This is a genomic window from Agrobacterium sp. D14 (genome assembly GCF_001526505.1).
Classification (GTDB): Bacteria; Pseudomonadota; Alphaproteobacteria; order Rhizobiales; family Rhizobiaceae; genus Agrobacterium; species Agrobacterium leguminum.
The window spans coordinates 112,178-137,268 of record NZ_ASXX01000032.1; the positions used below are offsets into that span (position 1 = coordinate 112,178).

The window sequence follows — 25,091 nt, forward strand, 5'->3', positions numbered from 1 at the left end:
TGGAAATGCGGCAAGCTTCCGAATGTGCTGAAGACACAGGCAGAGATGATGACGGGATACGGCCGGCATAAATCGGGACTGCGCGAGTGTCCGGCGGAGATGACGAACATCATTACGACGTTCGCCATTTCATCCCTTCAGACCTAGTGTTGTGTTTTGCCGATCAGGCGTGAACGCAGCGAATTGGAGATGTGGTCGAACAGGAAAACGACGAAGAGGATAAGCAGGACCATATAGGCGACCTTGTCCCAGTCGGCATTGGTGCCCATCGCCTCCAGCAGTTTCAGACCGATGCCGCCCGCGCCCACCGCGCCGATGATGGTGGCGGAGCGGGTGTTGCTTTCCCAGAAATAGAGTGACTGTGAAATGAAGACCGGCAGGACCTGCGGCAGCACACCGAAGCGGTTGACGGCAATCGGGGAAGCGCCGACCGATTTGACGCCTTCGCGCTGCTTGTCATCGACATTTTCCAGCGCCTCGGCATAGACCTTGCCGAGCGCTCCGGTGTCGGTGAAGAAGATCGCGGCAATGCCGGGGATCGGTCCGGGGCCGAAGCTGCGGGTGAAGAACAGCGCCCAGATCAGCATGTCGATGGAACGCAGGAAGTCGAACAGCCGCTTCATGCCCCAATTTGCGGCCCTGTTGGCGGTGATGTTGCGCGCGGCGATGAAGGCGAGCGGCAGGGCAACGAGCGTGCCGAACAGCGTGCCCACAAAGGCCATGACAAGCGTCTGCATCAGCTTGGAAAGAATATCGGCATGCTGCCAGACGCTGTTGTCGAGGAAATCATCCACCATATGGCCGATATTGGAGCGCTCGGGATCGAGCCTTTCTCCCCACAGCGCGAGAGCGGCGAGTTCACCATAACCCTTGCCCCAGAATTCCGATTTGGTGTCGAACAGGAAATTCGCCCATCCGAGGAACCGACGCTGGACATAGACCTGGCTGGTGCGGATTTCCGCCTGACCGGCAAAACCAAAATGCACGAGAACCTTGTTGCCGTCCTGCTGGATTTCCTGCGGCACCTCGTCGGATACCCGGGCCTGTTCTCCATTGATGATGACGGGATAATTCTTGCCGTCGACATAGACATCCACCCGGGTCGGGGTCACGTCGAGGCGGTTTTCCATGCCCGCATAAACGACGCTGTAGCCGCCACCCGGCAGGGGCTGCAGCCAGTCGATCTTTGCATCAACCGGATATTGCCCGCGGCTGGACCATTGCGGCTCCACCTTTCCGTCTTCGAAACGCAGGCGCGGCTGGGCGCGCCAGGAATACCAGTCCTGAATATAGCTCGAGGCGCGATCCCACCGGCCCTGCATGAAAGCCGGCCCGACATTGAAGAAGAAAAAGCAGGCGACGAGATAGGCGAAGACGATGAGGATGCCGGCCAGCAGGCCATATCGCTGCATGAAACTGCGATTGAACACTTGCGGATGCGCGGCCGTCAGCCTCTCGCGGTCGGCGGTGTTGAGAATGAAGCTGGTCGACATCAGGCCGCTCCCCGTCCGAATTCGAAGGATTGATGGCCGATCAGCCTGCGACGCAGCCAGCTGGAAAACTGGTCGACGGCGATGATGGTGATCAGCAGAAGGATGATGATAGCATAGGTCTTGGAGGCGTGGTCGTTACCGATCGAAAGCCGGAAGACCTCGCCGATGCCGCCGCCGCCCACGGCACCGATGATGGTGGAGGCGCGCACGTTGATTTCGGCGCGCAGCAGCGCATAGGACACGAAATTGGGCAGAACCTGCGGCACGATGGCGAAACGCACCCGCTCCAGCCAGTTGGCGCCGGCGGCGCGCAGGCCTTCATCGGGCTTCATATCGGCATTTTCCACCACTTCGAAGAACAGCTTGCCCAGAGCGCCGATCGTGTGGACCGAAATCGCGATGATCGCGGCGATCGGGCCGATCGACAGGATGGCGGTGAGCAACCCGGCGACGACGATTTCCGGAAAAGCGCGCAGCACTTCCATCACCCGGCGCACCACCCAGCGCACGAGGCCGGCGCCGACAAGGTTGGTAGAGGCGAAGAAGCAGAGCACGAAAGCAAAACCCGTGCCGATGATTGTCGAGACCAGCGCAATATTGAGCGTGATAATCAGCTGATAGATGAAGTGCGGTATGTAGAAACCGTCGGTGATGTAAACGCGGTCCGCGACATAATTGTATTTCAGCGAGCCATCCGCATAGGGCGACGGCAGGTCGAACATCGCGCGGAAGATTTCCAGCGGACTATCGGGCACGAAGGTTTTCATGAAGTCGAAAAAGTAGGGCAGACGCTCGAAGAACTTGCCCGAATTGGCCGCATTGGCGAAATTCAGCGAGGCGGCGAGGATGACGAGAAAGATCACGAGCGAAATGACGGTATAGATTCGCCGTGTCGCAAGCTGCTGTTGATAGTGACGCATGACCGTCTGGGACGATGCGCTCAATCCCTCGGGCGAGAGGGTACCATGGTGCAGTGTGGTCGCCATGCCGCTTTTCCTTTATTGGCAAAAGCGGCGGTGCCGCAAGGCACCGCCGCTTCCGGATATGATCTGAGGATCAGCCGCCGATAACGGACTTACGGGCGTCGATGATCGTCTGGTAGAAGGACGGATCGACCTTGATGTAGGCGGTGTTCTTGCCCTGCGTGTAGGCCTGGAAGCAGGCGAGGTCCTTCTTGGGCAGTTCCATGAAGTAGTCTTCAACCTTCTGCTTCATGCTGTCGCCGAGCTTGTTGGTGACCATCAGCGGGCCGTTCGGGATCAGCGGCGACTTCCAGACTTCGACGATATCGTCCATATCGAGGTTGCCCTTCTTGACCATCTGGTGAAGGTTGCCGCCCGAGTAGCCTTCTTCCCACTTGCCGACGCCCGAACCGAAGGTGGTGCCAACGTCGAACTTCTTGTCGAGAACGGCGAGAACGAGGTTCTCATGGCCGCCGCCGAAGCCGGTTTCAGAGAAATATTCCTTGATCGGCGTGCCGGTTTCCTTCGGGATCGCCACGTTCGGAACGAGGAAGCCGGAGGTGGAATCCGGGTCGGCGAAGCCGATCTTCTTACCCTTGGCATCGGCCAGCTTCTTGATGCCGCTGTCCTTGCGGGCAACCATGATGGTGTAATAACCGCTGGAGCCGTCAGAACCCGTATAGGTCAGAATCGGGTCGACAGCCTTGGGGTCGGCCAGCGCGATCTTGGCGTAGGAGGACGCGCCCATGGAAGCGATGTCGATGGTGCCGCCGAGAAGACCCTGGATGACGCCGTTATAGTCCGGCGACGGGAAAACCTGAACTTCGGCAACGCCGGTCGCGGCCTTCAGGCCATCGGCAACGCACTTGGTGTTGCGGATCTGGTCGGCTTCGTTTTCGGAGCCGTCGAGACCGATGCGCAGAACCTTGACGTCCTGAGCCATGGCGGAACCGGCCAGAACGCCAAGCGCGACTGCCGAAAGAAGGACTTTCTTCAACATGGACTTTCTCCTGTTTCCCGGCGAGCCGGAGTTTGTTGTGAAGTATCGGCCCTTGACGCGGGCGCAAACGATGCTGAGCGGTTCCTCAGAGCCCGGCGAGAGCGAGCGGTTCGGGGCCGGCAGATTGGTGCACCGGACGCGCAGGAAGCTGCGCGCCGGGAATATTGATGCTGGTCGAGGTCATGGTCTCGTCGATGCCGGACCCTTGAGAATCGGTTCCGTAAATCTCCGTGACGGCCGCGGCCGTCAGCTCAGTAGGGGTTCCGTCGAAGACGACCCGGCCCTGAGACATGCCGATGATGCGTTCGCAATAATTGCGCGCCGTATCCAGCGTATGCAGGTTGGTAATAACCGTAATGCCTTCGCGTTCGTTGATGTCGCGCAGCGCGTCCATCACGATCTTGGCGTTCAGCGGGTCGAGGGAAGCGATCGGCTCATCGGCCAGAACCATCTTCGGAGACTGCATCAGGGCGCGGGCGATGGCGACGCGCTGCTGCTGACCGCCGGAAAGCGTGCCGGCAGCCTGCATGGCCACATGCTCGATGCCAAGCCTTTCCAGGGCGGCGATGGCCATCAGGCGCTCGTCATTGGTGAAGATGTTGAACAGGCTGAGCGCCGTTGAACGGTGGTTGAGGCGACCGAGCATGACATTGGTGAGCACATCGAGGCGCGGCACCAGATTGAACTGCTGGAAAATCATGGCGCAGTCGCGCTGCCAGCTGCGAAGCGCCGCGCCCTTCAGCGCCGAAACTTCCGTGTCGTTGAAATGGATGGAACCCGAGGACGGATCGACGAGGCGGTTGATCATGCGCAGCAGCGTCGATTTTCCCGCACCCGAGCGTCCGATAACGCCAACCATCTGGCCCTGCGGAATTTCGACATTCACGGAATCGACCGCAGTGTGGTTGCCAAAGCGGCGCGTGACTTGCTTCAGGTGAAAGCTCATTTCCCCGTCCAATCTTCTTTTTTGACGGGGTTCGGCGTAACAGCGGTGCGTGAAGTGTGGATGTCAGTTTGATGAATAAAATATTACAGATTTCACGGATTTCGCATCCGCCTGTTCGCCGACAAAGCTTTCGGGAGGAATCTTGGACCGTTCAAGTCCGCGTGTCTTTTTTGATCGCATAAACAAAAATCCCGGGGTTTTGCCCCGGGATTTGCAGGTGTTCGGCAGAGGGAGATTTCATCCGCCATATTTCGCGACGAAATCCTCGGCGTCCAGATTACGGAAATCCTCGAGAGCGACGCGCAATGTAGCGTGGTCCCAGTCCCACCATTTCAGATTATCCATTTGCCGGCCCAGTTCCGCCGGGAAGCGTTGCCGGATCAGCCGGGCGGGCACGCCGCCGACGATGGTATAGGGCGCGACGTCTTTTGAGACGACTGCACCCGCCCCGATCACCGCGCCGTTTCCGACCGTGACACCGGGCAGGATTGTCGCACCATGGCCGATCCATACATCGTGGCCGATGACGACGCGTTTGGCGCGGCGGGCGGTAAAGAAGTCCGTCTCATCCTCCGCATCGTCCCAATAGTTGTGGGCACGATAGGTGAAGTGGTGCAGCGTCGCCCGCTGCATCGGGTGATTGGTGGCGTTGATGCGGACGGAGGCGGCGATGTTGACGAATTTGCCGATGGTGGCGCACCAGATCGCGCCATCCTGCATGACATAGGAGTAGTCGCCCATCTCGACCTCCTCGATGCGGCAGCGTTCCGAAATTTCGGTATAGCGGCCGATCGCGGAGTTGCTGACACGGGCGGTCTCATGGATGACCGGTTCCAGACCGACCTTGACGCTCATGCCGCTGCCTTTCTGGGAGAAAACTGTGAGACGTCCAGAATGCGGTCGGCCACGGCTTCCCGCACCTCCTCGTCATGGAAAATGCCGAGCAGTGCCGTGCCCTTCTGTTTTTTCTCGACGATCATATCGACGACGACACGCCGGTTAAGGGCGTCGAGCGAGGCCGTCGGCTCGTCCAGAAGCAGGATCGCATGGTCGGTGATGAAACCGCGCGCGATATTCACGCGCTGCTGTTCGCCGCCAGAAAAGGTCGCCGGGGGGAGTGACCATAGTTCCCGCGGCAGGTTGAGCTTCGAAAGCAGCATGGCTGCGTGTTCACGGGCTTCATCGGCTGCAACCTTGCGTGCCAGAAGCGGTTCGGCGACGACATCTATGGCAGCGACACGCGGCACGGTGCGCAGGAACTGGCTGACATAACCGATGGTGCGGTGACGGATATCGAGGATCGTGCGCGGCGAGGCGTTGCCGATATCGACGACCTGGCCCTCATGACGGATGAGAATCTGCCCGCTGTCGATGGCGTAGTTGCCATAGAGCATTTTCAGGATCGAGCTTTTGCCGATGCCGGAGGGACCGCCGAGCACGACACATTCGCCGCCGCAAACGGAGAAATTGACATCGCGGACAACAGGCAATTCGATGCCGTCGCGAAGATGCATGGTGAAGCTTTTGAAGACTTCCGAAACGATGAGAGGCGTCGGCATGGCGTCAAACCTGCAGAATAGAGGAAACAAGCAATTGTGTATAGGGCTCGCGCGGGTCGTCCAGCACCCGGTCGGTCAGACCATGCTCGATGACATCGCCGCCCTTCATCACCATCATGCGATGGGAAAGCAGCCGCGCCACCGCCAGATCATGGGTGACGACGACGACGGCCAGACCGAGATCGTTGACGAGACCGCGGACCAGATCGAGCAGGCGCGCCTGCACGGAAACATCGAGCCCACCGGTCGGTTCATCCATGAAGACGAGGCGCGGCGAGGTGACGAGGTTGCGGGCGATCTGCAGGCGCTGGCGCATGCCGCCGGAAAAGGCGCGTGGTTGGTCGTCGATGCGGTCGGTGCCGATTTCCACCCGTTCCAGCCATTCGCTGGCCGATTGCCTGATATTGCCGTAATGCCGGTTGCCGACGGCCATCAGCCGCTCGCCGACATTGGCGCCGGCCGAAACCGCCATGCGCAGCCCGTCCGCCGGGTTCTGGTGCACGAAACCCCAGTCGGTCCGCATCAGGAAACGCCGTTCGGCCTCGCCCATGTGATAGAGGTCACGCACCGAGCTGTCGCGCATACGATATTCCACACTGCCCGCCGTCGGCATCAGCCGGGTGGAAATGCAGTTGAGGAGCGTGGTCTTGCCGGAACCGGATTCGCCGACAATGGCCAGAACCTCGCCTGGATAAAGCTCGAATGAGACGTTGCGGCAACCGGCCCGCTCGCCGTAATATTTGGAAACGTCCCTGACTTTCAGAAGCGGTGCGTCGCTCATTCTGCGGCCTCCTTCACATCCGCCAGCAGGTGGCCTTTATGGCCATGGGCGCGGCGGTCCTCGCAATGATCGGTATCGGAGCAGACGAACATCCGCCCGCCCTTATCATCAAGCACCACCTCGTCCAGATAGACATTCTCCGCACCGCACAGCGCGCAGGGCTTGTCGAAGCGCTGGATTTCGAAGGGATGGTCCTCGAAATCGAGGCTGACGACGTCGGTATAGGGCGGCACGGCATAGATGCGCTTTTCGCGTCCTGCGCCGAAGAGCTGCAGGGCGTCCGAGAGATGCATTTTCGGATTGTCGAATTTCGGGGTAGGCGACGGATCCATCACGTAACGCCCGGCCACCTTCACCGGATAGGCGTAGGTGGTGGAGATACGGCCGTTGCGGGCGATATCCTCGTAAAGCTTGACGTGCATCAGGCCGTATTCCTCCAGCGCGTGCATGACACGCGTTTCGGTCTCGCGCGGTTCGAGGAAGCGCAGCGGCTCAGGAATGGGAACCTGATAGACGAGAACCTGACCCGAATGCAGTTCTTCTTCCGGAATGCGGTGCCGCGTCTGGATGATGGTCGCATCCTTGGTGCGGGTGGTAACCGCGACATTCGCCACCTTCTGGAAGAAAGCGCGGATGGAAACCGCATTGGTCGTGTCGTCTGCGCCCTGGTCGATGACCTTCAGCACATCCTCTGGACCGAGAATGGAGGCGGTTACCTGCACGCCGCCGGTGCCCCAGCCATAGGGCATGGGCATTTCGCGGGAAGCGAAGGGAACCTGATAACCGGGAATGGCGATGGCTTTCAGGATCGCCCGGCGGATCATTCGCTTGGTCTGTTCGTCCAGATAGGCGAAGTTGTAGGCAGCCAGTCCGTCGTGAAATGAAACTTCTTCAAGCATTGCGCGTTAGCCTTGTGAAAAAAGGAGTACAAGCTCATGGAGATTGGAATTCTTGCAGCCGTGTTCTTTGCTGTGTTTGCAGCATCGACCGTCTTTTGCGCTTACTGGTTTGGCGAGCAGCACAGCCGCTGAGCTATTCGGCCGCATCGCCCATCCACTCCGCGCCATTGGCGTTGATCGCCTCGAAATCGGCACGCATTTTCCTGACCAGACCGAGTTCGGCCTGAAAATCCACGTAATGCGGCAGTTTCAGATGCTCGACGAAACCCGTCGCCTGAACGTTGTCGGCGTGTGAAATGACGAATTCCTCGTCCTGCGCGGGGGCCACGACGTCCTCGCCGAATTCGCCTGCCCGCAGCGCCCGGTCGACCAGCGACATGGCCATCGCCTTGCGCTCGCTCTGGCCGAACACCAGACCGTAGCCGCGCGTGAATTGCGGCGGCGCCTTGGCAGAACCCTTGAACTGGTTGACCATCTGGCATTCGGTGACCTGTATGTCGCCCAGCGAGACGGAAAACCCGAGTTCCGGCACGTCCAGTTCGACCGCCACCTCGCCGATGCGGATTTCGCCGACGAACGGATGGGTGCGGCCGTAGCCGCGCTGCGTCGAATAAGCGAGCGCCAGAAGGAAACCCTCATCACCGCGCGCCAGCGATTGCAGGCGCAGGTCACGCGGCATTGGAAATTCCATCGGCTCCCGTGTTAGGTCGCCGGCAATATGGTCAGCCGGCATATCGCCGTCGGTTTCGATCAGCCCTTCCTGGGCCAGAATATCGGAAACCCGCATGACATGTTCCGGCTCGCCTTCGCGCTGGGTGGCTGTCTCAACGGTTTCGTCTTCGAGAAGCGAAGGATCGAGCAGGCGATGGGTGTAATCGAAGGTCGGTCCCAGCAATTGTCCGCCCGGCAAATCCTTGTAGGTCGCGGAAACGCGCCGCTGCACCGTCATCTCAGCGGTATCGACCGGAACCGAATAACCGAAACGCGGCAGCGTCGTGCGGTAGGCGCGCAGCAGGAAGATGGCCTCGATCATGTCGCCACGGGCCTGCTTGACGGCAAGGGCTGCAAGCGACTGATCGTAAAGAGACGCTTCCGCCATCACCCGGTCGACGGCGAGCGAAAGCTGCGAAACGATCTGCGCGACCGTCATCGCGGGCAGGTCGCGGTCTCCGCGCCGCTTGTCGGCCAGAAGCCGGTGGGCGTTGGCAATTGCGGTTTCCCCGCCTTTGACAGCAACATACATCTTATGCCTCCACGGGTTGAATGCGCGTCGTGCGCGGCAGGCAGACAAATCTGTCGGCGGATGTCAGGATGACATCGACGCCGCGCGGGAAAATGGCATTGTTCTCCGCCCACAGCCTCGGGAATATGTCCGGCAGGCCTGTTGGGCTGATGATGTTGACGTGGCGGATACCGGGGCCGGAGAGCAGCAATTCCCGCCCGCCATCCAGATCAGGCAACTCGATGATGATCGTGGTGGAGCGGTCGGGATATTCCTGACTTCCTTGGGCGAAGAGACCGAAGGAGGCTATGGCGCTGCCCGCTTCGATGACGGCGAAATGCGCCGCATTTTTTTCATCCGTCGCGACCGCGCCGGTATGAAATGCGACCCAACCGGGGACGGTGGTTTTTCGTAGCGCGCCGCTCAGCCAGACCGGCGTATCGTGATCGCAGAGCGCCAGCAGGACCGCGCCGGTGGCGGGGGCGAGAGGCAATGGCGGGGCGACCGCGGTTTCGATTGTCTGCGGCGTGCCCGGCCGGGCCATGCCATCCATGAGTTTCTTGAAAATCCGTTGGGAATCGAAGACGGCGTCGGAAAAACCGCCCGTCAATGCTTCGGCCTTGACGCTCATCAATCCTCTCCTCGAACCATGGTGAAGAAATCGACCCGGGTGGCGGCGGTCTCTTTTGTTTTCCTGTCCTTCTCCTCGGCCAGTCGCTTCTCGACCGGTGAAAGAAGCTCGGTCTCGATAAAGCCGCGGGTCGGGCTTTCCTGCCAGAGCGCATCGAAAACGGCGGCATACCAGGCCTTCTTGCGGCCGGTGCCGAGAACATGGGCGTGACCGACGGTGCCCGAGGCAAGCTTGACGGTTGCCCGGGTCACGGTCGTCTCACCCAGATTGAAGGGCGCGCCGCCGCCGCCGATGCGGCCCTTGACCATGACGAGGCCGGTTTCCGGCCCGCGCACATTTTCCGTCCGGGGGCTCTCATCCTGCCGGTTCCAGACGGTTTCGAGTTCCTGCACGGTGGCGCGGGCAAGAAGCGCCGCCACCCGCTTTCTGTCTGCATGCAAGTCTGCAGTTTCGTGAATCATCGCTTGACCTCTAATGTCTATTGATATAGACAACTATACAATATAAGGTACATTTAACGTTCGTGAATGACAAGCGTGTGACATGAGCCCTTCGGCAGCGATGAAAAGAAAGAACGGCGTGGCGCTCTGGCGGCAGATCGCCGACAGGATCAGAGGCGAGATCGCGGCGGGCGATCACGATGAAACCGGCATGTTGCCGCCGGAAATGGCGCTGGCCGAAAAATTCGGCGTCAACCGTCATACCGTCCGAAGCGCCATTGCCGCACTCGCCAGTGAAGGCATTCTCGAGCCGGTGCAGGGGCGTGGCACCATGATCGCCCGCAAGGAGCGCCTGAGTTTTCCGATTTCACGGCGCACACGGTTCACGGCGGGGATCGCCGATCAGGTCAAGGAAATGGAGGCGCTGCTTCTTTCCCACACAACCGAACCGGCCAATGCCGATCTGGCGGCGCGGCTGCAATTGCCGGCGGGTGCGCCGCTCATACGTCTCGAAACGCTGCGCAAGGCCGATAACCGGCCGGTTTCCCGTTCGACCACATGGTTTCCGGCCGATCGTTTCGTCGGAATAGGGGAGGCCTATCAGAAGAGCGGCTCGATTACCGCTGCCTTCAATATGCTGGGCGTGGCGGATTACGTGCGTATTTCCACCGTCATCTCCGCCAGCCATGCGGACACGCAGGATCTGGCTGATCTCGAATTGTCGCCGGGCGCGATCCTGCTCGTCACCCAGGCGCTGAATGCTGATATGGATGGCGTGCCGGTGCAATATGCCATCAGCCGTTTTTCGGCCGATACGGTCGAATTCACGGTGGAGAATTAAGCCGAAAGCTTACTCCGCCTGCGAAAGCCCCAGCACATCCAGCATCGAATAGAAGCCCGGCTTCTTGTCGAAGGCCCAGACGGCTGCAGCAATCGCGCCGCGTGCGAAAATGGAGCGGTCGCCGGCATAGTGCGAAAGCTCCACGCGCTCGCCCTCTCCGGCGAAGATCACCGAATGTTCGCCGATCACCGAGCCGCCACGCAGCGTGGCAAAACCGATGGTCCCGGCTTCACGCGCACCCGTATGCCCGTCGCGCACGCGAACGGAAGATGTGGTGAGATCGACCTTGCGGCCCGCCGCCGCCGCCTCGCCGAGCAGAAGGGCGGTGCCTGAGGGCGCATCCACCTTGTGCTTGTGGTGCATTTCAAGGATTTCGATATCCCAGTTCTGCGCATCCAGCGCCTGCGCCGCCTGCTGTGTGAGAACACTGAGCAGGTTGACGCCGAGGCTCATATTGCCCGACTTGACGATGCGGGCATGGCGCGACGCCGCTTTGAATTTTTCCTCGTCTTCCGCTGAGCAGCCCGTGGTACCGATGATATGCACGATGCGGGCCTGTGCGGCGAGGCCGGCAAAGGTGACGCTGGTTGCTGGCGAGGTGAAATCGATCACCCCTTCCGCATGCAGAAATGCCTGCAGCGGATCGCTGGTGATCTCGACGCCGATCGGGCCGAGACCGGCGATCTCGCCCGCATCGCGGCCGACAAAAGCCGAGCCTTCGCGCGCGACGGCGGCATGTAGCTGGACACCGGGCGTCTGGTGAATGAGGCGGATCAGCGCCTGTCCCATGCGGCCCGCCGCGCCGACCACCACCAGTTTCATGCCGCTGCTGCCCATGCTGTCACTCACTTTTCATCTCGGGCGGATCGAGATCCGCCGGTATCGGTCGATTGATGTTTGCAGCAGCGACGTTAAAGACCGCCCGCCCGCTTCGCAAGCATCACGAAGGGCTGACCGTTGGAAACGATCAGGCCCTCCAGCGTCGCCCGTCCAGCGACAGGCCGAAATCGGACGGCGTTCTCGAATAGGTGGCGAGGCCGGAAAGCGCCGCCTGCGGATGGGTGACGACGAAGGTGGGAATGGTCCGCATCAGCGCGCTGTGCGGCGCCTTGTCTTCGAAGGCAGCCCGGAATTCCGGGCTCTTCAGCGCCGGAATGATCTTCTGCGAAATGCCGCCGGCCAGATAGACACCGCCCTTGGCCATGAAAATCAGCGCGAGGTCACCGGCCACGCGGCCGAGATAGGTGCTGAAAAGGGACAGGGTCTCTTTCGCCTGCCGGTTCTCGCCCGAAAGGCCCTGTGAGGTAATGTCGGCCGGATCGGAAAAGACAGGCTCGATGCCATCGGCGGTGCAGACGGCCCGGTAAAGATTGACCAGCCCGCGCCCGCAAAGGATCTGCTCACCGGCGACACGGCCCTCGATGGTTTCGATATGCGGGAAAACCGCATAGTCACGCGCACTTCTCGGGCCGATATCGATATGGCCGCCTTCGCCGGGCACCGGGAACCACATATGGCGGGCGTAAACCAGCCCGGCGACACCAAGTCCCGTGCCCGGTCCGAGAACGACGCGCGATGCCAGCACATCCTTGCGGCCGGAGCCGATGGATTCGCGGTTGTCGTCGTCAAGCGCTGCAATCGCCAGAGCCTGCGCCTCGAAGTCGTTGATGACGATGACATCCTTCAGGCCGAGATTGGCCAGCATGTCCTTCGGCCTGACGACCCAATGGCAGTTGGTGAGCGGAATCTCGTCCCCTTCGATGGGGCCGGCAATCGCCAGAATGGTCGAGACCGGCTGGAGCGAGGTCTTGTCCAGAACCGCCTGCTGGATGGCGTCATCGATGGTCGGATATTCCGCCGTCTTCACGGTGGTAAGGTGCACCGGTTCGGCAAAGGAATCGATCAGAATGGAAAAGCGGGCATTGGTGCCGCCGATGTCGCCAAGAAGGATCGGAAAGGACAGATATTCGGTATCGGACGTCTTCGGCATTGCCTGTTCCATGTTGGGAGGTTCAATTGGCGACGTGGAAGTCGATGAGATTTTCTGCGGTGGCGCGGTTGAGCGCCATGGGAATATCGTAAACCGTAGCAAGCCGGGTCAGCGCCTTTACATCAACATCATGCGGCATGGCCGTCAGTGGGTCTGTGAAGAAGATCAGCATATCCACCTCGCCGGTGGCGATCATCGCGCCGATCTGCTGGTCGCCGCCGAGAGGTCCGCTTTTGAGGCGAATGACTTCGAGCCCCGGACAGGCTTCCTGCACGCGCCCGCCCGTCGTGCCGGTGGCGACGATCCTGAAACCGGCGAGCGCTTTCTGGTGATGACGGGCGAAATCCGCCATATCGTCCTTTTTCTCGTCATGAGCGATGAGCGCGATACAGCGTTGTTCTTCCATGGTCCCAGCCCGTTCCATCAAGAATTAAATCGATTTGAAGCCTTCTATAACAGCTTGCCGCCATTTGAAAAGGGAAGCTGTTGAATGCCCCATTTCTGTTTCAGTTCAATGTCGGGCGCTGGGTGGGAAGCGGAATATCCGAAGGCGGCTGCAGGGCGGGGGCTGCCTGAATGACCTGTTCCACGTTTTGCTGGCGCGTTGCCGGAGCAGGCGAATAGGCCTGGGCCGCAAGTCCCTCGGGATTGGCGGAAGGGGCGGCAGCCACGGCGGCGCAGGCCGAGGGCAGATCGGAAACCATGACCGGGCGCGGTTTCACCGGCTTGGCATTGGGGTCCTTTTTCGGCGGCGCCCATGGTTCCTTGCTGAACCACCAGGCAAGCGACTTGTCGCAGCCGTCGCCTTTGCCCACGGCCGCCTGCGGTTTGCAATTGGGCGCGCCGGGCGGGCATTCGAGACGGATGTGGAAATGCTCGTCATGGCCGTAGATCGGCCTGATCTTGCCCATGAAGGTGCGGTCGCCGGTCCATGTCTGGCAGAGTTTCTGCTTGATCGCCGGGTTCACGAAGACACGCTCCACCTGCGGGTAGCTTGCCGCCATCATCACCAGCCGGGCATTGAGCGGTGACCACTTGCGGTCATCGACCGTCAGGAACTTGCTCTTGTCCAGCATGGAGATGAAAGGCACCGTTTCGCGCTGCTCCACGCTCAGCCGCGGGGTCGGCATCGGTCGCCACCAGATGTCGACATCGAGGCCGATCTGGTGCGACGCATGGCCTGTCAGCATCGGCCCGCCGCGCGGCTGGGAAATATCGCCCAGCAGCAATCCCGGCCAGCCGATCTTCTGGGCATCCTGCGAAAATTGCTCGAGGAAGGAAATCATCTGAGGCTGGCCCCAGCGCCGGTTGCGGGAAAGGCGCATGGCCTGCCAGCCGGGACCGTCCGTCGGCATGGCGATGGCGCCGGACTGGCAGCCCTTGGCATAGGAGCCGATCGGCTGCGAGCCCGTGGCGGAAGGCAGCGCCATGTGGCCGAACACTTCTTTCGCGGGCCTGTCCTCGGCCGATGCGGTTTCCATCTGCAACTGCAGCGCGGAGACGACCGAAATCGCCAGCATGGCCGCCTTGAAAACTCTCGATGATCCCGCCGTCATATCGTCGTGCCCGTCCGATCAGATGATTCTCTTCCCCTTAAGATAAACTGGAACGGGATTTTGTTGAAACCATGTTTCGCCCCGCCTGTTGCAAAGCGGGAGGATAAAGGTGCGGATAAAGAGCTTGTGAGCCAGCGCATCTGTTTTTTGCCAATCTTTGTTTTATGCTCTCTTCAACAAACGCGAAAACAGGGACATTCCCCCGATGATATTGGCACCACTGAAATCCCGTCTCCTCATTGCTCTTGCGGCATCCGCCCTGCTGATACCGGCGGCGGCCTTCGCACAATCGGCTGATGTGTGGCGAAAGGGGATTTCGACGGTCGGGGAACTGAAACATCCCGATGGCTTCGATCATTTCGACTATGTGAACACCAAGGCGCCGAAAGGCGGCACCCTTCGCCTGTCGACGGCGGGCACCTTCGATACCCTCAATCCGCTGCTTGCCAAGGGCGAGGCGGCGACCGGCCTTTCGCTGGTTTTCGATACGTTGATGAAATCGACGGAAGAGGAACTGTCGGCCTCCTACGGTCTTCTGGCGGAGGGCGTGAGCTATCCGGACGATATTTCGAAAGCTACCTTCCGGCTGCGCGCCGAGGCGAAATGGGCCGATGGCAAGCCGGTGACGCCGGAGGATGTCGTCTTCAGCTTCGAAAAAGCCAAGGATCTGAGCCCGCAGCTTGCGACCTATTACACCCATGTCACCAAGGCGGAGGTGAGCGGCGAAAGGGACATCACCTTCACTTTCGACGAAAAGAACAATCGCGAATTGCCGCAGATCGTCGGGCAATTGCTGATCGTTCCCAAGCACTGGTGGGAAGCCGCCGGCCCGGATGGCAAGCCGCGCGACATATCGCGCGGCACGCTGGAACCGGTGATGGGTTCCGGCCCCTACAGGATTGCCTCAGTCTCTCCCGGCTCGACAATCGCTTACGAACGCCGCGACGACTACTGGGGCAAGGACGTCAACGTGAATGTCGGGCTGAACAATTTCAAAACCATCGCCTACACCTTCTTTGCCGATCAGGATGTGGAATTCCAGGCCTTCAAGTCCGGCACCGTCGATTTCCGTCAGGAAGCCTCCTCCAGCCGCTGGGTCACGGGTTATGATTTCCCGGCCGTCAAGGAAGGCCGCGTCAAGAAGGAAGAACTGCCGAATATCTATCGTTCCGTCGGCATCATGCAGGCCTTTGTGCCGAACATGCGCCGCGAAAAGTTCCAGAACCCGAACCTGCGCAAGGCACTCAACTACGCTTTCGATTTCGAGGAGCTGAACCGAACGCTGGCTTACGGCCAGTTCCAGCGCATCAACAGCTTCTTCATGGGCAGTGAACTGGCCTCGTCCGGCCTGCCGACCGGGCGAGAGCTGGAGATTCTTCAGGAACTGAAGGATCAGGTTCCGCCGGAGGTTTTCACCACCGAATATCGCAATCCGGTCGCGGGTGATCCGGCCAAGCAGCGTGACAATCTGCGCGAGGCGGTCAAGCTGATGAAAGAGGCCGGTTACGAGCTGCGCGGCAACCGCATGGTCAATGCGAAAACCGGACAGCCGCTCGATATGGAGTTTCTGATCGATTCCGCCGGCATGGAAAGAACCATCCTTCCCTATGTCCAGAATCTGAAGAAGATCGGCATCAACGCGACGATCCGGACCGTCGACGCCTCGCAATATACCAACCGCACCCGCAGCTTCGATTATGACGTGATCGTCAAGCTCTGGGCGACTTCCGCGAACCCCGGAAACGAACAGGCGGATTTCTGGGGCTCGGCCGCCGCCGACAGGCAGGGTTCCAACAATATTGCCGGCATCAAGAACCCCGCCGTCGATGCGTTGGTCAGAAAGGTCATATTTGCGCCCAACCGGGATGAACAGGTCGCCGCCGCACGCGCGCTCGACCGGGTACTTCTGGCAAACAGTTACGTCATACCGCAATTCTACCGCGGCGAGATGTTCATCGCCTACTGGAACACGCTCATCCGTCCGGAAAACCTGCCCCAATATGGTGTCGGTTTTCCGGAAGCATGGTGGTCCAGCCAGGCCGCGAACTGACGCTGGCCTTGCTTTCGCGCCGAAGGCTTGATTCACATAGGGCGAGACGAATCGCTTAAAGCGCAGGCAGCGCTTTCAGGAAAGGACCTGGTTTGACAGAAACGAAAACCGCTGACGTATCGGCCGGGAGCAGAGGCTGATGGGCGCCTATATCCTCAGACGTCTGGCGCTGATGATCCCGACCATCGTCGGTATTATGGGCATTTCGTTTCTCGTCATCCAGTTCGCACCGGGCGGGCCGGTGGAACAGGTCGTCGCGCAATTGACCGGGCAGGGCGACAGCGCCTCCGACCGGCTCTCGGGCGGCGGCGATCTCATGGGCCAGTCCGGCGGTTTCGATGACAGCGGTTCGAAATATCGCGGCGCGCAGGGTCTCGATCCGGAACTGATCGCCAAGCTCGAAAAACAGTTCGGCTTCGACAAACCGCCGCTCACCCGTTTTCTCGAAATGATGTGGAATTATATCCGCTTCGATTTCGGCGACAGCTTCTTCCGCAATTCCTCGGTGATCGATCTCATCATCGACAAGCTGCCGGTCTCGGCCTCGCTCGGCTTCTGGATCCTGATCATTTCCTACATCATCTCCATTCCGCTCGGCATCAAGAAAGCCGTGTCCGACGGCTCGACCTTCGATGTCTGGACCTCCGGCATCATCATCATCGGTTATGCCGTGCCGAGCTTCCTTTTCGGTATCCTGCTTATCGTGCTCTTCGCCGGCGGATCCTTCTTCGACTGGTTCCCGCTGCGCGGTCTGGTGTCGGATAATTTTGATCAGCTGAACTGGTGGCAGAAGATCATCGACTATTTCTGGCACCTGACCCTGCCGCTCATCGCACTGTCACTCTCGGCCTTCGCGACGACGACGCTTCTGACCAAGAATTCCTTCATCGACGAGATCAAGAAACAGTACGTCATCACCGCCCGCGCCAAGGGCCTTACCGAACGTAGAGTTCTTTATGGTCATGTCTTCCGCAACGCGATGCTGATCGTGATCGCCGGTTTTCCGGGTGCCTTCATTTCGGCCTTCTTCACCGGATCGCTGCTGATCGAGAATATCTTCTCGCTCGACGGTCTCGGCCGCCTCGGTTATCTCTCGGTCGTCAATCGCGATTACCCGATCGTCTTCGGCACGCTCTTCATCTTCTCGCTGATGGGCCTCGTGGTCGGTCTGATTTCCGACCTGATCTATACATGGATCGATCCGCGTATCGATTTCGAGCGGAGGGACGTGTGATGACGCTTGCCCATACCGCCGCCGCCGAAACGATAGAAAAGCCGAAGCGCCCGTGGTTTTCGCCCACCACCAAGCGCCGCTGGCAGAATTTCAAGGCAAACCGGCGCGGTTACTGGTCCTTCTGGCTGTTTCTGATCCTGTTTTTCCTGAGCCTGATCGCGGAATTCATCGCCAATGACAAACCCATTCTCGCTTCCTACAAGGGCGAGATTCTGGTGCCGGTCATGGTGGATTATCCGGAAGAAAAATTCGGCGGGTTCCTGGCCCAGACCGATTACAAATCCTCCTTCATTCAGGATGAGATCAACGCCAATGGCTGGATGATCTGGCCGCCGATCCGTTATTCCTATCAGACGGTCAATTCCAATATTCCCCATTCGGCGCCCACAGCGCCCTTCTGGCTGATGGATAAAAAGGATCGCTGCTCGGCTTACCCGCAGGGCGATGTCGATCCCGGCTGCACGCTTGGCAATCTCAACTGGCTCGGAACCGACAATCAGGCGCGCGACGTCACGGCGCGGATGATCTATGGATTCCGTATTTCCGTGCTGTTCGGCCTGACGCTGACCATTGCGTCGGCCCTTGTCGGCGTCACCGCCGGTGCGATCCAGGGTTATTTCGGCGGTTGGACTGACCTGCTGTTGCAGCGTTTCATCGAAATCTGGTCGTCCATGCCGGTGCTTTATATCCTGCTCATCATCGCGGCCATCCTGCCGCCGGGCTTCTTCGTGCTGCTCGGCATCATGCTGCTCTTTTCATGGGTTGGCTTCGTCGGCATCGTGCGCGCCGAATTCCTGCGGGCCAGAAACTTCGAATATGTCCGCGCCGCCCGTGCGCTTGGCGTCGGTAACTGGACGATCATGTTCCGCCACCTTCTGCCCAACGCCATGGTGGCGACGCTGACCTTCCTGCCCTTCATCCTATCCGGCTCGATCACGACGCTTACCTCGCTCGATTTCCTCGGCTTCGGCATGCCGCCCGGATCGCCGTCGCTGGGCGAGATGATCGCGCAGGGCAAGAACAACCTTCAGGCCCCCTGGCTTGGCCTCACTGCGTTTTTCACCATGTCCATCATGCTCTCACTGTTGATTTTTGTCGGTGAAGCGGTGCGCGACGCCTTCGACCCACGCAAGACGTTCCGGTGATCGTCATGACGGAAACAAATATTCAGCCGCTTCTCTCCGTCCGTGATCTCTCCGTCGCCTTCCATCAGGGCGGCGCGACCAGCATCGCTGTCGACCACGTCTCCTTCGATTGATGCCGGGCGAGGTCGTCGCCCTCGTTGGGGAGTCCGGTTCCGGCAAATCGGTCACGGCGAATTCCATTCTAAAATTGCTGCCCTATCCGGCGGCAAGCCATCCGTCGGGAAAAATCCTGTTCGACGGCAAGGATATGCTGACTTTGCCGGAACGCTCCCTGCGCGCGGTCCGCGGCAACGACGTCACCATGATTTTCCAGGAGCCGATGACCTCGCTCAACCCGCTCCACACCATCGAGCGGCAGATCGGCGAGATTCTGGAACTGCATCAGGCGATTACCGGGGCCGAGGCGCGGGCGCGCACGCTGGAACTGTTGTTGCAGGTGGGTATCCGCGAACCGGAAAAGCGCCTGAAGGCCTATCCGCACGAATTGTCCGGCGGCCAGCGGCAGCGCGTGATGATTGCCATGGCGCTTGCCAACCGGCCGAAACTGCTGATCGCCGACGAACCGACGACGGCGCTCGACGTGACGGTGCAGGCGCAGATCCTCGAGCTTCTGAGTGATCTGAAGACGAAGCACGGCATGTCCATGCTGTTCATCACCCACGATCTCGGCATTGTCCGCAAATTTGCCGACCGCGTCTGCGTCATGACCAAGGGCAAGATTGTCGAGACCGGTACGGTGGAGCAGGTGTTTACCGATCCGCAGCACGCCTATACGCGCCATCTTCTGGCGGCGGAGCCAAAGGGCGAGCCTCCCTATTCCGACGCCAGCAAACCAGTGGTCATGCAGGGCGACGATATCAAGGTCTGGTTCCCCATCAAGGCGGGGCTGATGCGCCGGGTGGTCGACCATGTGAAGGCGGTGGATGGCATCGATATCACCCTGCGCGCCGGCCAGACTGTGGGCGTGGTGGGCGAATCCGGCTCCGGCAAGACGACGCTCGGTCTGGCCCTCTCGCGATTGATTGCGTCTGAGGGGCGTATCAGCTTCATCGGCCAGTCGATCGACCACTATTCCTATGAAATGATGAAGCCGCTCAGAAACCGGTTGCAGGTGGTGTTTCAGGATCCTTATGGGTCGCTCAGCCCGCGCATGTCGGTCGGCGAGATCGTCGCCGAGGGCTTGAAGGTGCATGAGCGGTCTCTGTCTGCCGACGAGCGCGATACGCGTGTCGCCACCGCGCTGGAAGAGGTCGGCCTCGATCCAGCCACCCGCTGGCGATATCCGCATGAATTTTCCGGCGGCCAGCGCCAGCGCATCGCCATTGCCCGCGCCATGGTGCTTAAACCCCGTTTCGTCATGCTGGATGAGCCGACATCCGCCCTCGACATGAGCGTGCAGGCGCAGGTGGTCGATCTGCTGCGCGATCTGCAGGCGAAACATGAACTCGCCTATCTCTTCATCAGCCACGATCTGAAGGTGGTGAAGGCGCTCGCTAACGACCTGATCGTCATGCGCCACGGCAAGGTGGTGGAGAGCGGCCCAGCGGCGGAAATCTTCGCCAACCCGCAGCAGGACTATACCAAGGCGTTGCTGGCGGCCGCCTTCAACATCGAGGCGATGAAAACGAAGGCGATAAGCCAGTAGGCCGCGTTGCGGTTTCTGTTAAGGTGATGATTTTTCTGTTGCTTCGCGGAAAATGCCGACCCATGTTGAGGGGCATGTGATGCGGAAACGGATTGATTGCCATGGCAGCGGATGTGATCGTTTTGGGTGCAGGGATCATCGGGGTCTCCATCGCCCTGCAGCTGGCCCGCAGGGGTAAGTCGGTGGTGCTGGTCGACCGGCGCGGGCCGGGCGAGGAGACCTCCTTCGGCAATGCCGGGCTGATCCAGAGAGAAGGTGTCGTGCCTTATGCCTTCCCGCAAGATCTCGCCCTGCTGTTGCGCTATTCCCTGAACAACAGCATCGATGCCCGCTATCACCTCTCCGCTTTGCCGAAGATCGCGCCTTTTCTCGGCCGCTACTGGTACAATTCCGCAGCCTCGCGCCATGCGGCAATTGCTCGCGCCTATGCGCCGCTGATCGAGCATTCGGTTTCGGAGCACAGCATTTTGATCGACGAGGCGAAGGCCGGCGATCTCATCGTCAAGAACGGCTGGATGGAGGCCTACAGAACCGCCGCAAGGCGGGATGCCGATTTTGCTTTCGCCGAGCGTCTGGCGCGCGACCACGGTATTTCCCATACGAAACTCGACGCCGAGGAACTTGCCGCAGCCGAACCGCATCTGAGCCATGATTTCGTCGGCGGCCTGAAATGGAACGATCCCTGGTCGGTGCGCGATCCGCATGCGCTGACGCTCGCTTATGTCCGGCTGTTCGAGAGCCTCGGCGGAAGCTTCGTCAGGGGTGATGCTTCCACCCTCAGCCAGACGGTGAGCGGGTGGACGGTGCGCACCGAAACCGGCGCGGTCGAGGCCGAACATGCCGTCGTGGCGCTAGGCCCCTGGGCGGACACCGTTACGGAACGGCTGGGTTATCGTTTTCCGCTTGGTGTGAAACGCGGTTACCACATGCATTACGCGCCGCAGGAGGGCACGAAGCTCAATAACTGGCTGATCGACGCCGAGCGCGGTTATTTCCTTGCGCCGATGCGAAAGGGCATCCGCCTGACGACGGGCGCTGAATTTGCCGAACGCGATGCACCGAAATCTCCCGTGCAGATCGAGCGGGCGGAGCGGGTGGCGCGCACCGTCTTTCCTCTCGGCGGCCGGCTGGATGCGGAACCGTGGATGGGTGCGCGGCCCTGCACGCCGGATATGATGCCGATCATCGGCAAAGCGCCGCGCCATAAAACATTGTGGTTTGCTTTCGGCCACGCCCACCATGGCCTTACACTTGGGCCGATCACCGGCCGTGTGCTGGCGGAAACCATGCTGGGTGAAACGCCGGTTATCGCCATCGACGCCTATCGCCCGGAAAGGTTCAATCCCTGATAGCTAAATCCGCTGGCCTTCCGGGGACAGGCCACGTAACATGGTCGCATGCAAAGGGAAAAGGGGCGAAACGTCATCATGGTGGCGAGGTTTCTCATCTATCAGCAGCAGGACGACTTTCGTTAGCGCAACTCGCTGCGCATGAAACGAGATGGAAACGGCTTGCTGGTGCATGATGGATGATATTGAAAACGCAAATAAATTTTTCGCCGATAACCCCGATATCGAAATTCTCGAAGCTTTCGTCATAGACGCGAACGGCGTGCCGCGCGGCAAATGGATTCCGCGCGAACGGGCAATCGACGTTCTTGAAAAGGGAATGGCCATTCCCCGGTCGGTCTATGCGCTGGATATCTGGGGCCGGGATGTGCATGCCGCAGGTCTTGCGGAAGGCACGGGCGATCCGGACGGATTTTGTTTCCCCGTTCCAGGCACGCTGTCGCGGGTGACATGGCTTGGCCGCCCGACGGCACAGGTTCTGCTGGCAATGAAAAACCCGGATGGAACCGGCTTTTATGGCGATCCGCGCCATGTTCTGGCGCAGGTTCTGGGCGCCTATAAAAAGGCCGGCCTCACGCCGGTCGTGGCCACCGAACTCGAGTTTTACCTGATCGATCCCGTTCGCTCCGCGCTTGATCCCGTTCGTCCGCCGCACAGCCGCGAGGGCCGGTGGCATACGGGCCAGACACAGGTTCTGTCGATTTCCGAACTGCAGGATTTCGAAGACGTCTTCCATGATATTGCCACGGCCTGCCGCGCACAGGGCGTGCTTGCCGATACGACGCTGCGGGAGAACGGTCCCGGCCAATATGAGATCAATCTCAACCATGTGCCGGATGCATTGCAGGCGGCCGATTTCGCGGTCTTCCTGAAACGCATCGTCAAGGGCGTGGCGCGGCGGCATGACCTTGATGCCACCTTCATGGCCAAGCCTTACGGGTTGCAGGCCGGCAATGGCATGCACGTGCATTTTTCCGTTCTCGACAGGGACGGCAGGAACATCTACGCCGGAGAGGACGGTCCATCGGATGCCTTGATGCATTCTGTCGGCGGCCTCTTGGAAAACATGGGTGAAAGCATGGCGATCTTCGCCCCCCATGCCAATTCCTATCGCCGCCTGACCCCCAGCGAACACGCACCGACCTATGCCTCCTGGGGCATCGACAACCGCTCGGCGGCTGTGCGTGTCATCGTTGCCAGCAAGGCCGCGACCCGTATCGAACACCGGGTCGCGGGCGCCGACACCAATCCCTATCTCGTTGTCGCGATGATCCTGAGCGCCGCATTGGCCGGCATGAAGGAGAAGCGCCAACCGGGCGGCGCGATTGCCGGCGATAGCCACGCGATCAATCACGAGCCGCTGCCCACCAACTGGGACTATGCGTTGCAGCGCTTCACGCGCTCGAGCTTTGCCTATGCGACGCTCGGCCAGAAGTACCGCACGCTGTTTTCCGCCTGCAAACAGCAGGAGCTTTCCGAATTTTCCCTGCGTGTAACCGACGTCGAATATGACGCCTATATCAGGACGGTGTGAAATGGCTGAGGTAACGAATATTCCCAATCCCGGCCACACATCGTCATGGTATGCGGCCTCCGCCAATGTCAAAACCGTGCGGCCGACACTCGAAGGCGCGCTGGACGCCGATGTCTGCATCATCGGCGGTGGCTTCACCGGCATTTCCGCCGCGCTGGAACTCAGTGAGCGCGGCTATTCCGTTATCGTTCTGGAAGGCGTTCGCGTCGGTTTCGGCGCTTCGGGTCGCAATGGCGGCCAGATCGTCAACGGCTATAGCCGCGATCTCGAAACCATTGCAGGCCGTTACGGGAATGACAAGGCGGTGAAACTCGGCGAAATGTCGCTTGAAGGCGGCGCGATCATCCGCAACCGCATCGCCAAATACGCCATCGATTGCGATCTGGTCGATGGCGGTTTCTTCGCCGCCTTCACGCCGAAACAGATTCGCGAGATGGAGGCTCACAAAACCCATTGGGAGAAACACGGCCATGGCGGTCTCGAAATGGTCTCGAAGGCGGATGTCGGCAACTATGTGAAGACCGATCGATATGCCGGCGGCATGATTGACCGCTTCGGCGGGCATATCCACCCGCTCAATCTGGTGCAGGGCGAAGCGGCGGCGGCCGAAAGTCTCGGTGCGCGCATATTCGAAAATTCGCGGGTCATTGCGGTGGAGCAGGGCGCAAACCCCGTGGTGCGCACGGCAACAGGCAGCGTCAAGACGAAATATGTCCTCGTCTGCGGCAACGCCTATCTCGGCAAACTCTTGCCGGAAATCGGCGACCGGATGATGCCGGTCTCAAGCCAGGTCATGGCGACGGAGCCGCTCGATGCCGATCTGATCGAGGCTCTTCTGCCGGCCGATTATTGCGTTGAGGATGCCAACTACATTCTCGATTATTATCGTCGGACCTCGGACAATCGCCTGCTCTATGGCGGCGGCATCGGTTATGGCGGCAGCGATCCGGCCGATCTGACGGGTGTGATCCGCCCGAACATGCTCAAAACCTTCCCGCAACTGGAAAAAACGAAAATCGACTTTGCCTGGAGCGGCAATTTCGCGCTGACCCTGACGCGCATTCCGCATATGGGCAGGCTGTCGGACAATATCTATTTCTCGCATGGCGACAGCGGCCATGGTGTTACGACAACCCATCTGCTCGGCAAGATACTGGGCGAGGCCGTTGCCGGCCACGCCGAACGTTTCGATATCTGGAGTTCGCTGCCGAACTATCCGTTCCCCGGCGGCAAGACCTTCCGGGTGCCGCTGACCGTGCTTGGCGCATGGTGGTACGGCCTGCGCGACAGGCTCGGATTTTAGAACGTCACCGTCTTCAAACCGGAAAGTGCGTTCTTCGCAATATCCTCCGGTGTGGCATCGATGCTGACGGTCACGACGCCCGGTTCGCCGGTCGGCACTTCCAGCGTGGCGAGCTGGGTCTGCAGCAGCGAAAGCGGCATGAAATGGCCCTTGCGTTCGCCCATGCGCCGGCTGAGAAGCTCCAGACTGCCATCCAGATAGACGAAAGCCAGCGGGCCGCCGGTGGCTTTGCGAAGGCGGTCGCGATAGATTTTCTTGAGCGCCGAGCAGGAAACGACGACACCATTGCTTTCGCTGCCCTTGCGCAGTTCCGCGCCGATCAGATCGAGCCAGGGCCAGCGGTCTTCGTCCGTCAGCGGAATACCCTCGGACATTTTATCGACGTTGGATTTCGGGTGAAGCTTGTCGCCCTCTATGAAAGCAACGCCCAGTTTCTCCGCCACTGCTTCCGCGACCGTGGACTTGCCGGAGCCGCTCACTCCCATCACGACAATTGCCTGTGTCACCCGAA

The 25,091-nt window shown here is 60.2% G+C and carries 23 protein-coding genes and 1 pseudogene; 8 read left to right on the forward strand and 16 right to left on the reverse strand.

The genetic code is table 11. The features are described 5' to 3' along the window. Positions 1-143 precede the first annotated feature (143 nt). The 11 genes from phnE (L901_RS17370) to phnG form a co-directional block, all read right to left on the reverse strand. Positions 144-1,493 carry a phosphonate ABC transporter, permease protein PhnE gene (gene phnE, locus L901_RS17370; RefSeq protein ID WP_059759102.1) on the reverse strand — a complete coding sequence of 450 codons (1,350 nt, stop codon included), beginning with the start codon at positions 1,491-1,493 and terminating at the stop codon, positions 144-146. Then, a complete protein-coding gene (gene phnE, locus L901_RS17375) occupies positions 1,493-2,479 on the reverse strand; it encodes a phosphonate ABC transporter, permease protein PhnE (RefSeq protein WP_059759104.1) in 987 nt (328 codons plus the stop codon). The genes phnE (L901_RS17370) and phnE (L901_RS17375) overlap by 1 nt, the downstream gene beginning before the upstream one ends. A 70-nt stretch (positions 2,480-2,549) precedes the next feature. Beyond that, positions 2,550-3,455, reverse strand: coding sequence for a phosphonate ABC transporter substrate-binding protein (gene phnD / locus L901_RS17380; RefSeq protein ID WP_035264407.1), 906 nt, complete (start codon positions 3,453-3,455; stop codon positions 2,550-2,552). An 85-nt stretch (positions 3,456-3,540) separates the two neighbouring features. Continuing rightward, on the reverse strand, positions 3,541-4,401 hold the full coding sequence (gene phnC, locus L901_RS17385) for a phosphonate ABC transporter ATP-binding protein (protein ID WP_059759106.1): 861 nt from the start codon (positions 4,399-4,401) through the stop codon (positions 3,541-3,543). 237 nt (positions 4,402-4,638) lie between these two features. Further along, positions 4,639-5,256: a DapH/DapD/GlmU-related protein gene (locus L901_RS17390; protein WP_059759107.1), complete on the reverse strand. Its 618-nt coding sequence runs from the start codon at positions 5,254-5,256 to the stop codon at positions 4,639-4,641. Then, positions 5,253-5,960 (reverse strand): phosphonate C-P lyase system protein PhnL, encoded by a 708-nt coding sequence (phnL, locus tag L901_RS17395; protein WP_059759108.1) that lies wholly within the window; start codon positions 5,958-5,960, stop codon positions 5,253-5,255. Before phnL ends, L901_RS17390 begins: the two co-directional genes overlap by 4 nt. A gap of 4 nt (positions 5,961-5,964) precedes the next feature. Continuing rightward, positions 5,965-6,741, reverse strand: coding sequence for a phosphonate C-P lyase system protein PhnK (phnK, locus tag L901_RS17400; protein ID WP_059759109.1), 777 nt, complete (start codon positions 6,739-6,741; stop codon positions 5,965-5,967). Beyond that, complete coding sequence (locus tag L901_RS17405) at positions 6,738-7,640, reverse strand: alpha-D-ribose 1-methylphosphonate 5-phosphate C-P-lyase PhnJ (RefSeq protein ID WP_059759110.1); 903 nt, start codon at positions 7,638-7,640, stop codon at positions 6,738-6,740. Before L901_RS17405 ends, phnK begins: the two co-directional genes overlap by 4 nt. A 133-nt stretch (positions 7,641-7,773) precedes the next feature. Further along, the gene (locus L901_RS17410) at positions 7,774-8,883 is read right to left on the reverse strand and encodes a carbon-phosphorus lyase complex subunit PhnI (RefSeq protein WP_059759111.1); all 1,110 of its coding nucleotides are present in this window, start codon (positions 8,881-8,883) and stop codon (positions 7,774-7,776) included. A gap of 1 nt (position 8,884) precedes the next feature. Then, positions 8,885-9,493: a phosphonate C-P lyase system protein PhnH gene (gene phnH, locus L901_RS17415; protein WP_059759112.1), complete on the reverse strand. Its 609-nt coding sequence runs from the start codon at positions 9,491-9,493 to the stop codon at positions 8,885-8,887. Next, complete coding sequence (phnG, locus tag L901_RS17420) at positions 9,493-9,954, reverse strand: phosphonate C-P lyase system protein PhnG (protein ID WP_020812951.1); 462 nt, start codon at positions 9,952-9,954, stop codon at positions 9,493-9,495. The genes phnH and phnG overlap by 1 nt, the downstream gene beginning before the upstream one ends. A gap of 82 nt (positions 9,955-10,036) precedes the next feature. Between phnG and phnF the strand changes: the two genes are divergently transcribed. After that, entirely contained in the window at positions 10,037-10,774 is a 738-nt protein-coding gene (phnF, locus tag L901_RS17425) for a phosphonate metabolism transcriptional regulator PhnF (protein ID WP_059759113.1), read from the forward strand. A gap of 9 nt (positions 10,775-10,783) precedes the next feature. On the opposite strand, the gene dapB is transcribed toward phnF, so the two are convergent. The 4 genes from dapB to mepA form a co-directional block, all read right to left on the reverse strand. Beyond that, a complete protein-coding gene (gene dapB, locus L901_RS17430) occupies positions 10,784-11,611 on the reverse strand; it encodes a 4-hydroxy-tetrahydrodipicolinate reductase (RefSeq protein WP_059759114.1) in 828 nt (275 codons plus the stop codon). Between the two features lie 130 nt (positions 11,612-11,741). Next, positions 11,742-12,764, reverse strand: coding sequence for a glucokinase (locus tag L901_RS17435; RefSeq protein ID WP_059759115.1), 1,023 nt, complete (start codon positions 12,762-12,764; stop codon positions 11,742-11,744). A gap of 22 nt (positions 12,765-12,786) precedes the next feature. Beyond that, positions 12,787-13,170, reverse strand: a complete 384-nt coding sequence (locus tag L901_RS17440; RefSeq protein WP_020812947.1) for a methylglyoxal synthase — start codon at positions 13,168-13,170, stop codon at positions 12,787-12,789. 100 nt (positions 13,171-13,270) lie between these two features. Continuing rightward, positions 13,271-14,320: a penicillin-insensitive murein endopeptidase gene (gene mepA / locus L901_RS17445; protein WP_059759116.1), complete on the reverse strand. Its 1,050-nt coding sequence runs from the start codon at positions 14,318-14,320 to the stop codon at positions 13,271-13,273. A 205-nt stretch (positions 14,321-14,525) separates the two neighbouring features. Between mepA and L901_RS17450 the strand changes: the two genes are divergently transcribed. The 7 genes and pseudogenes from L901_RS17450 to L901_RS17480 all read left to right on the forward strand — a co-directional run bounded on the left by L901_RS17450 (position 14,526) and on the right by L901_RS17480 (position 24,580). Further along, on the forward strand, positions 14,526-16,370 hold the full coding sequence (locus L901_RS17450; protein ID WP_059759117.1) for an extracellular solute-binding protein: 1,845 nt from the start codon (positions 14,526-14,528) through the stop codon (positions 16,368-16,370). Positions 16,371-16,509: 139 nt separating this feature from the next. Beyond that, positions 16,510-17,604, forward strand: coding sequence for a microcin C ABC transporter permease YejB (locus tag L901_RS17455; RefSeq protein WP_003524435.1), 1,095 nt, complete (start codon positions 16,510-16,512; stop codon positions 17,602-17,604). Continuing rightward, a complete protein-coding gene (locus L901_RS17460) occupies positions 17,604-18,749 on the forward strand; it encodes an ABC transporter permease (protein WP_059759118.1) in 1,146 nt (381 codons plus the stop codon). Before L901_RS17455 ends, L901_RS17460 begins: the two co-directional genes overlap by 1 nt. 5 nt (positions 18,750-18,754) lie before the next feature. Beyond that, positions 18,755-20,394: pseudogene (locus L901_RS17465) on the forward strand (ABC transporter ATP-binding protein). 101 nt (positions 20,395-20,495) lie between these two features. Continuing rightward, positions 20,496-21,743 carry an FAD-binding oxidoreductase gene (locus tag L901_RS17470; RefSeq protein ID WP_059759119.1) on the forward strand — a complete coding sequence of 416 codons (1,248 nt, stop codon included), beginning with the start codon at positions 20,496-20,498 and terminating at the stop codon, positions 21,741-21,743. Between the two features lie 172 nt (positions 21,744-21,915). Beyond that, the gene (locus L901_RS17475) at positions 21,916-23,277 is read left to right on the forward strand and encodes a glutamine synthetase family protein (protein ID WP_059759120.1); all 1,362 of its coding nucleotides are present in this window, start codon (positions 21,916-21,918) and stop codon (positions 23,275-23,277) included. A gap of 1 nt (position 23,278) precedes the next feature. Next, positions 23,279-24,580: an FAD-binding oxidoreductase gene (locus L901_RS17480; RefSeq protein WP_059759121.1), complete on the forward strand. Its 1,302-nt coding sequence runs from the start codon at positions 23,279-23,281 to the stop codon at positions 24,578-24,580. Here the strand turns inward: L901_RS17480 and L901_RS17485 are convergent. Continuing rightward, on the reverse strand, positions 24,577-25,065 hold the full coding sequence (locus L901_RS17485) for a gluconokinase (protein WP_031234467.1): 489 nt from the start codon (positions 25,063-25,065) through the stop codon (positions 24,577-24,579). The genes L901_RS17480 and L901_RS17485 overlap by 4 nt on opposite strands. Positions 25,066-25,091 lie beyond the last annotated feature (26 nt).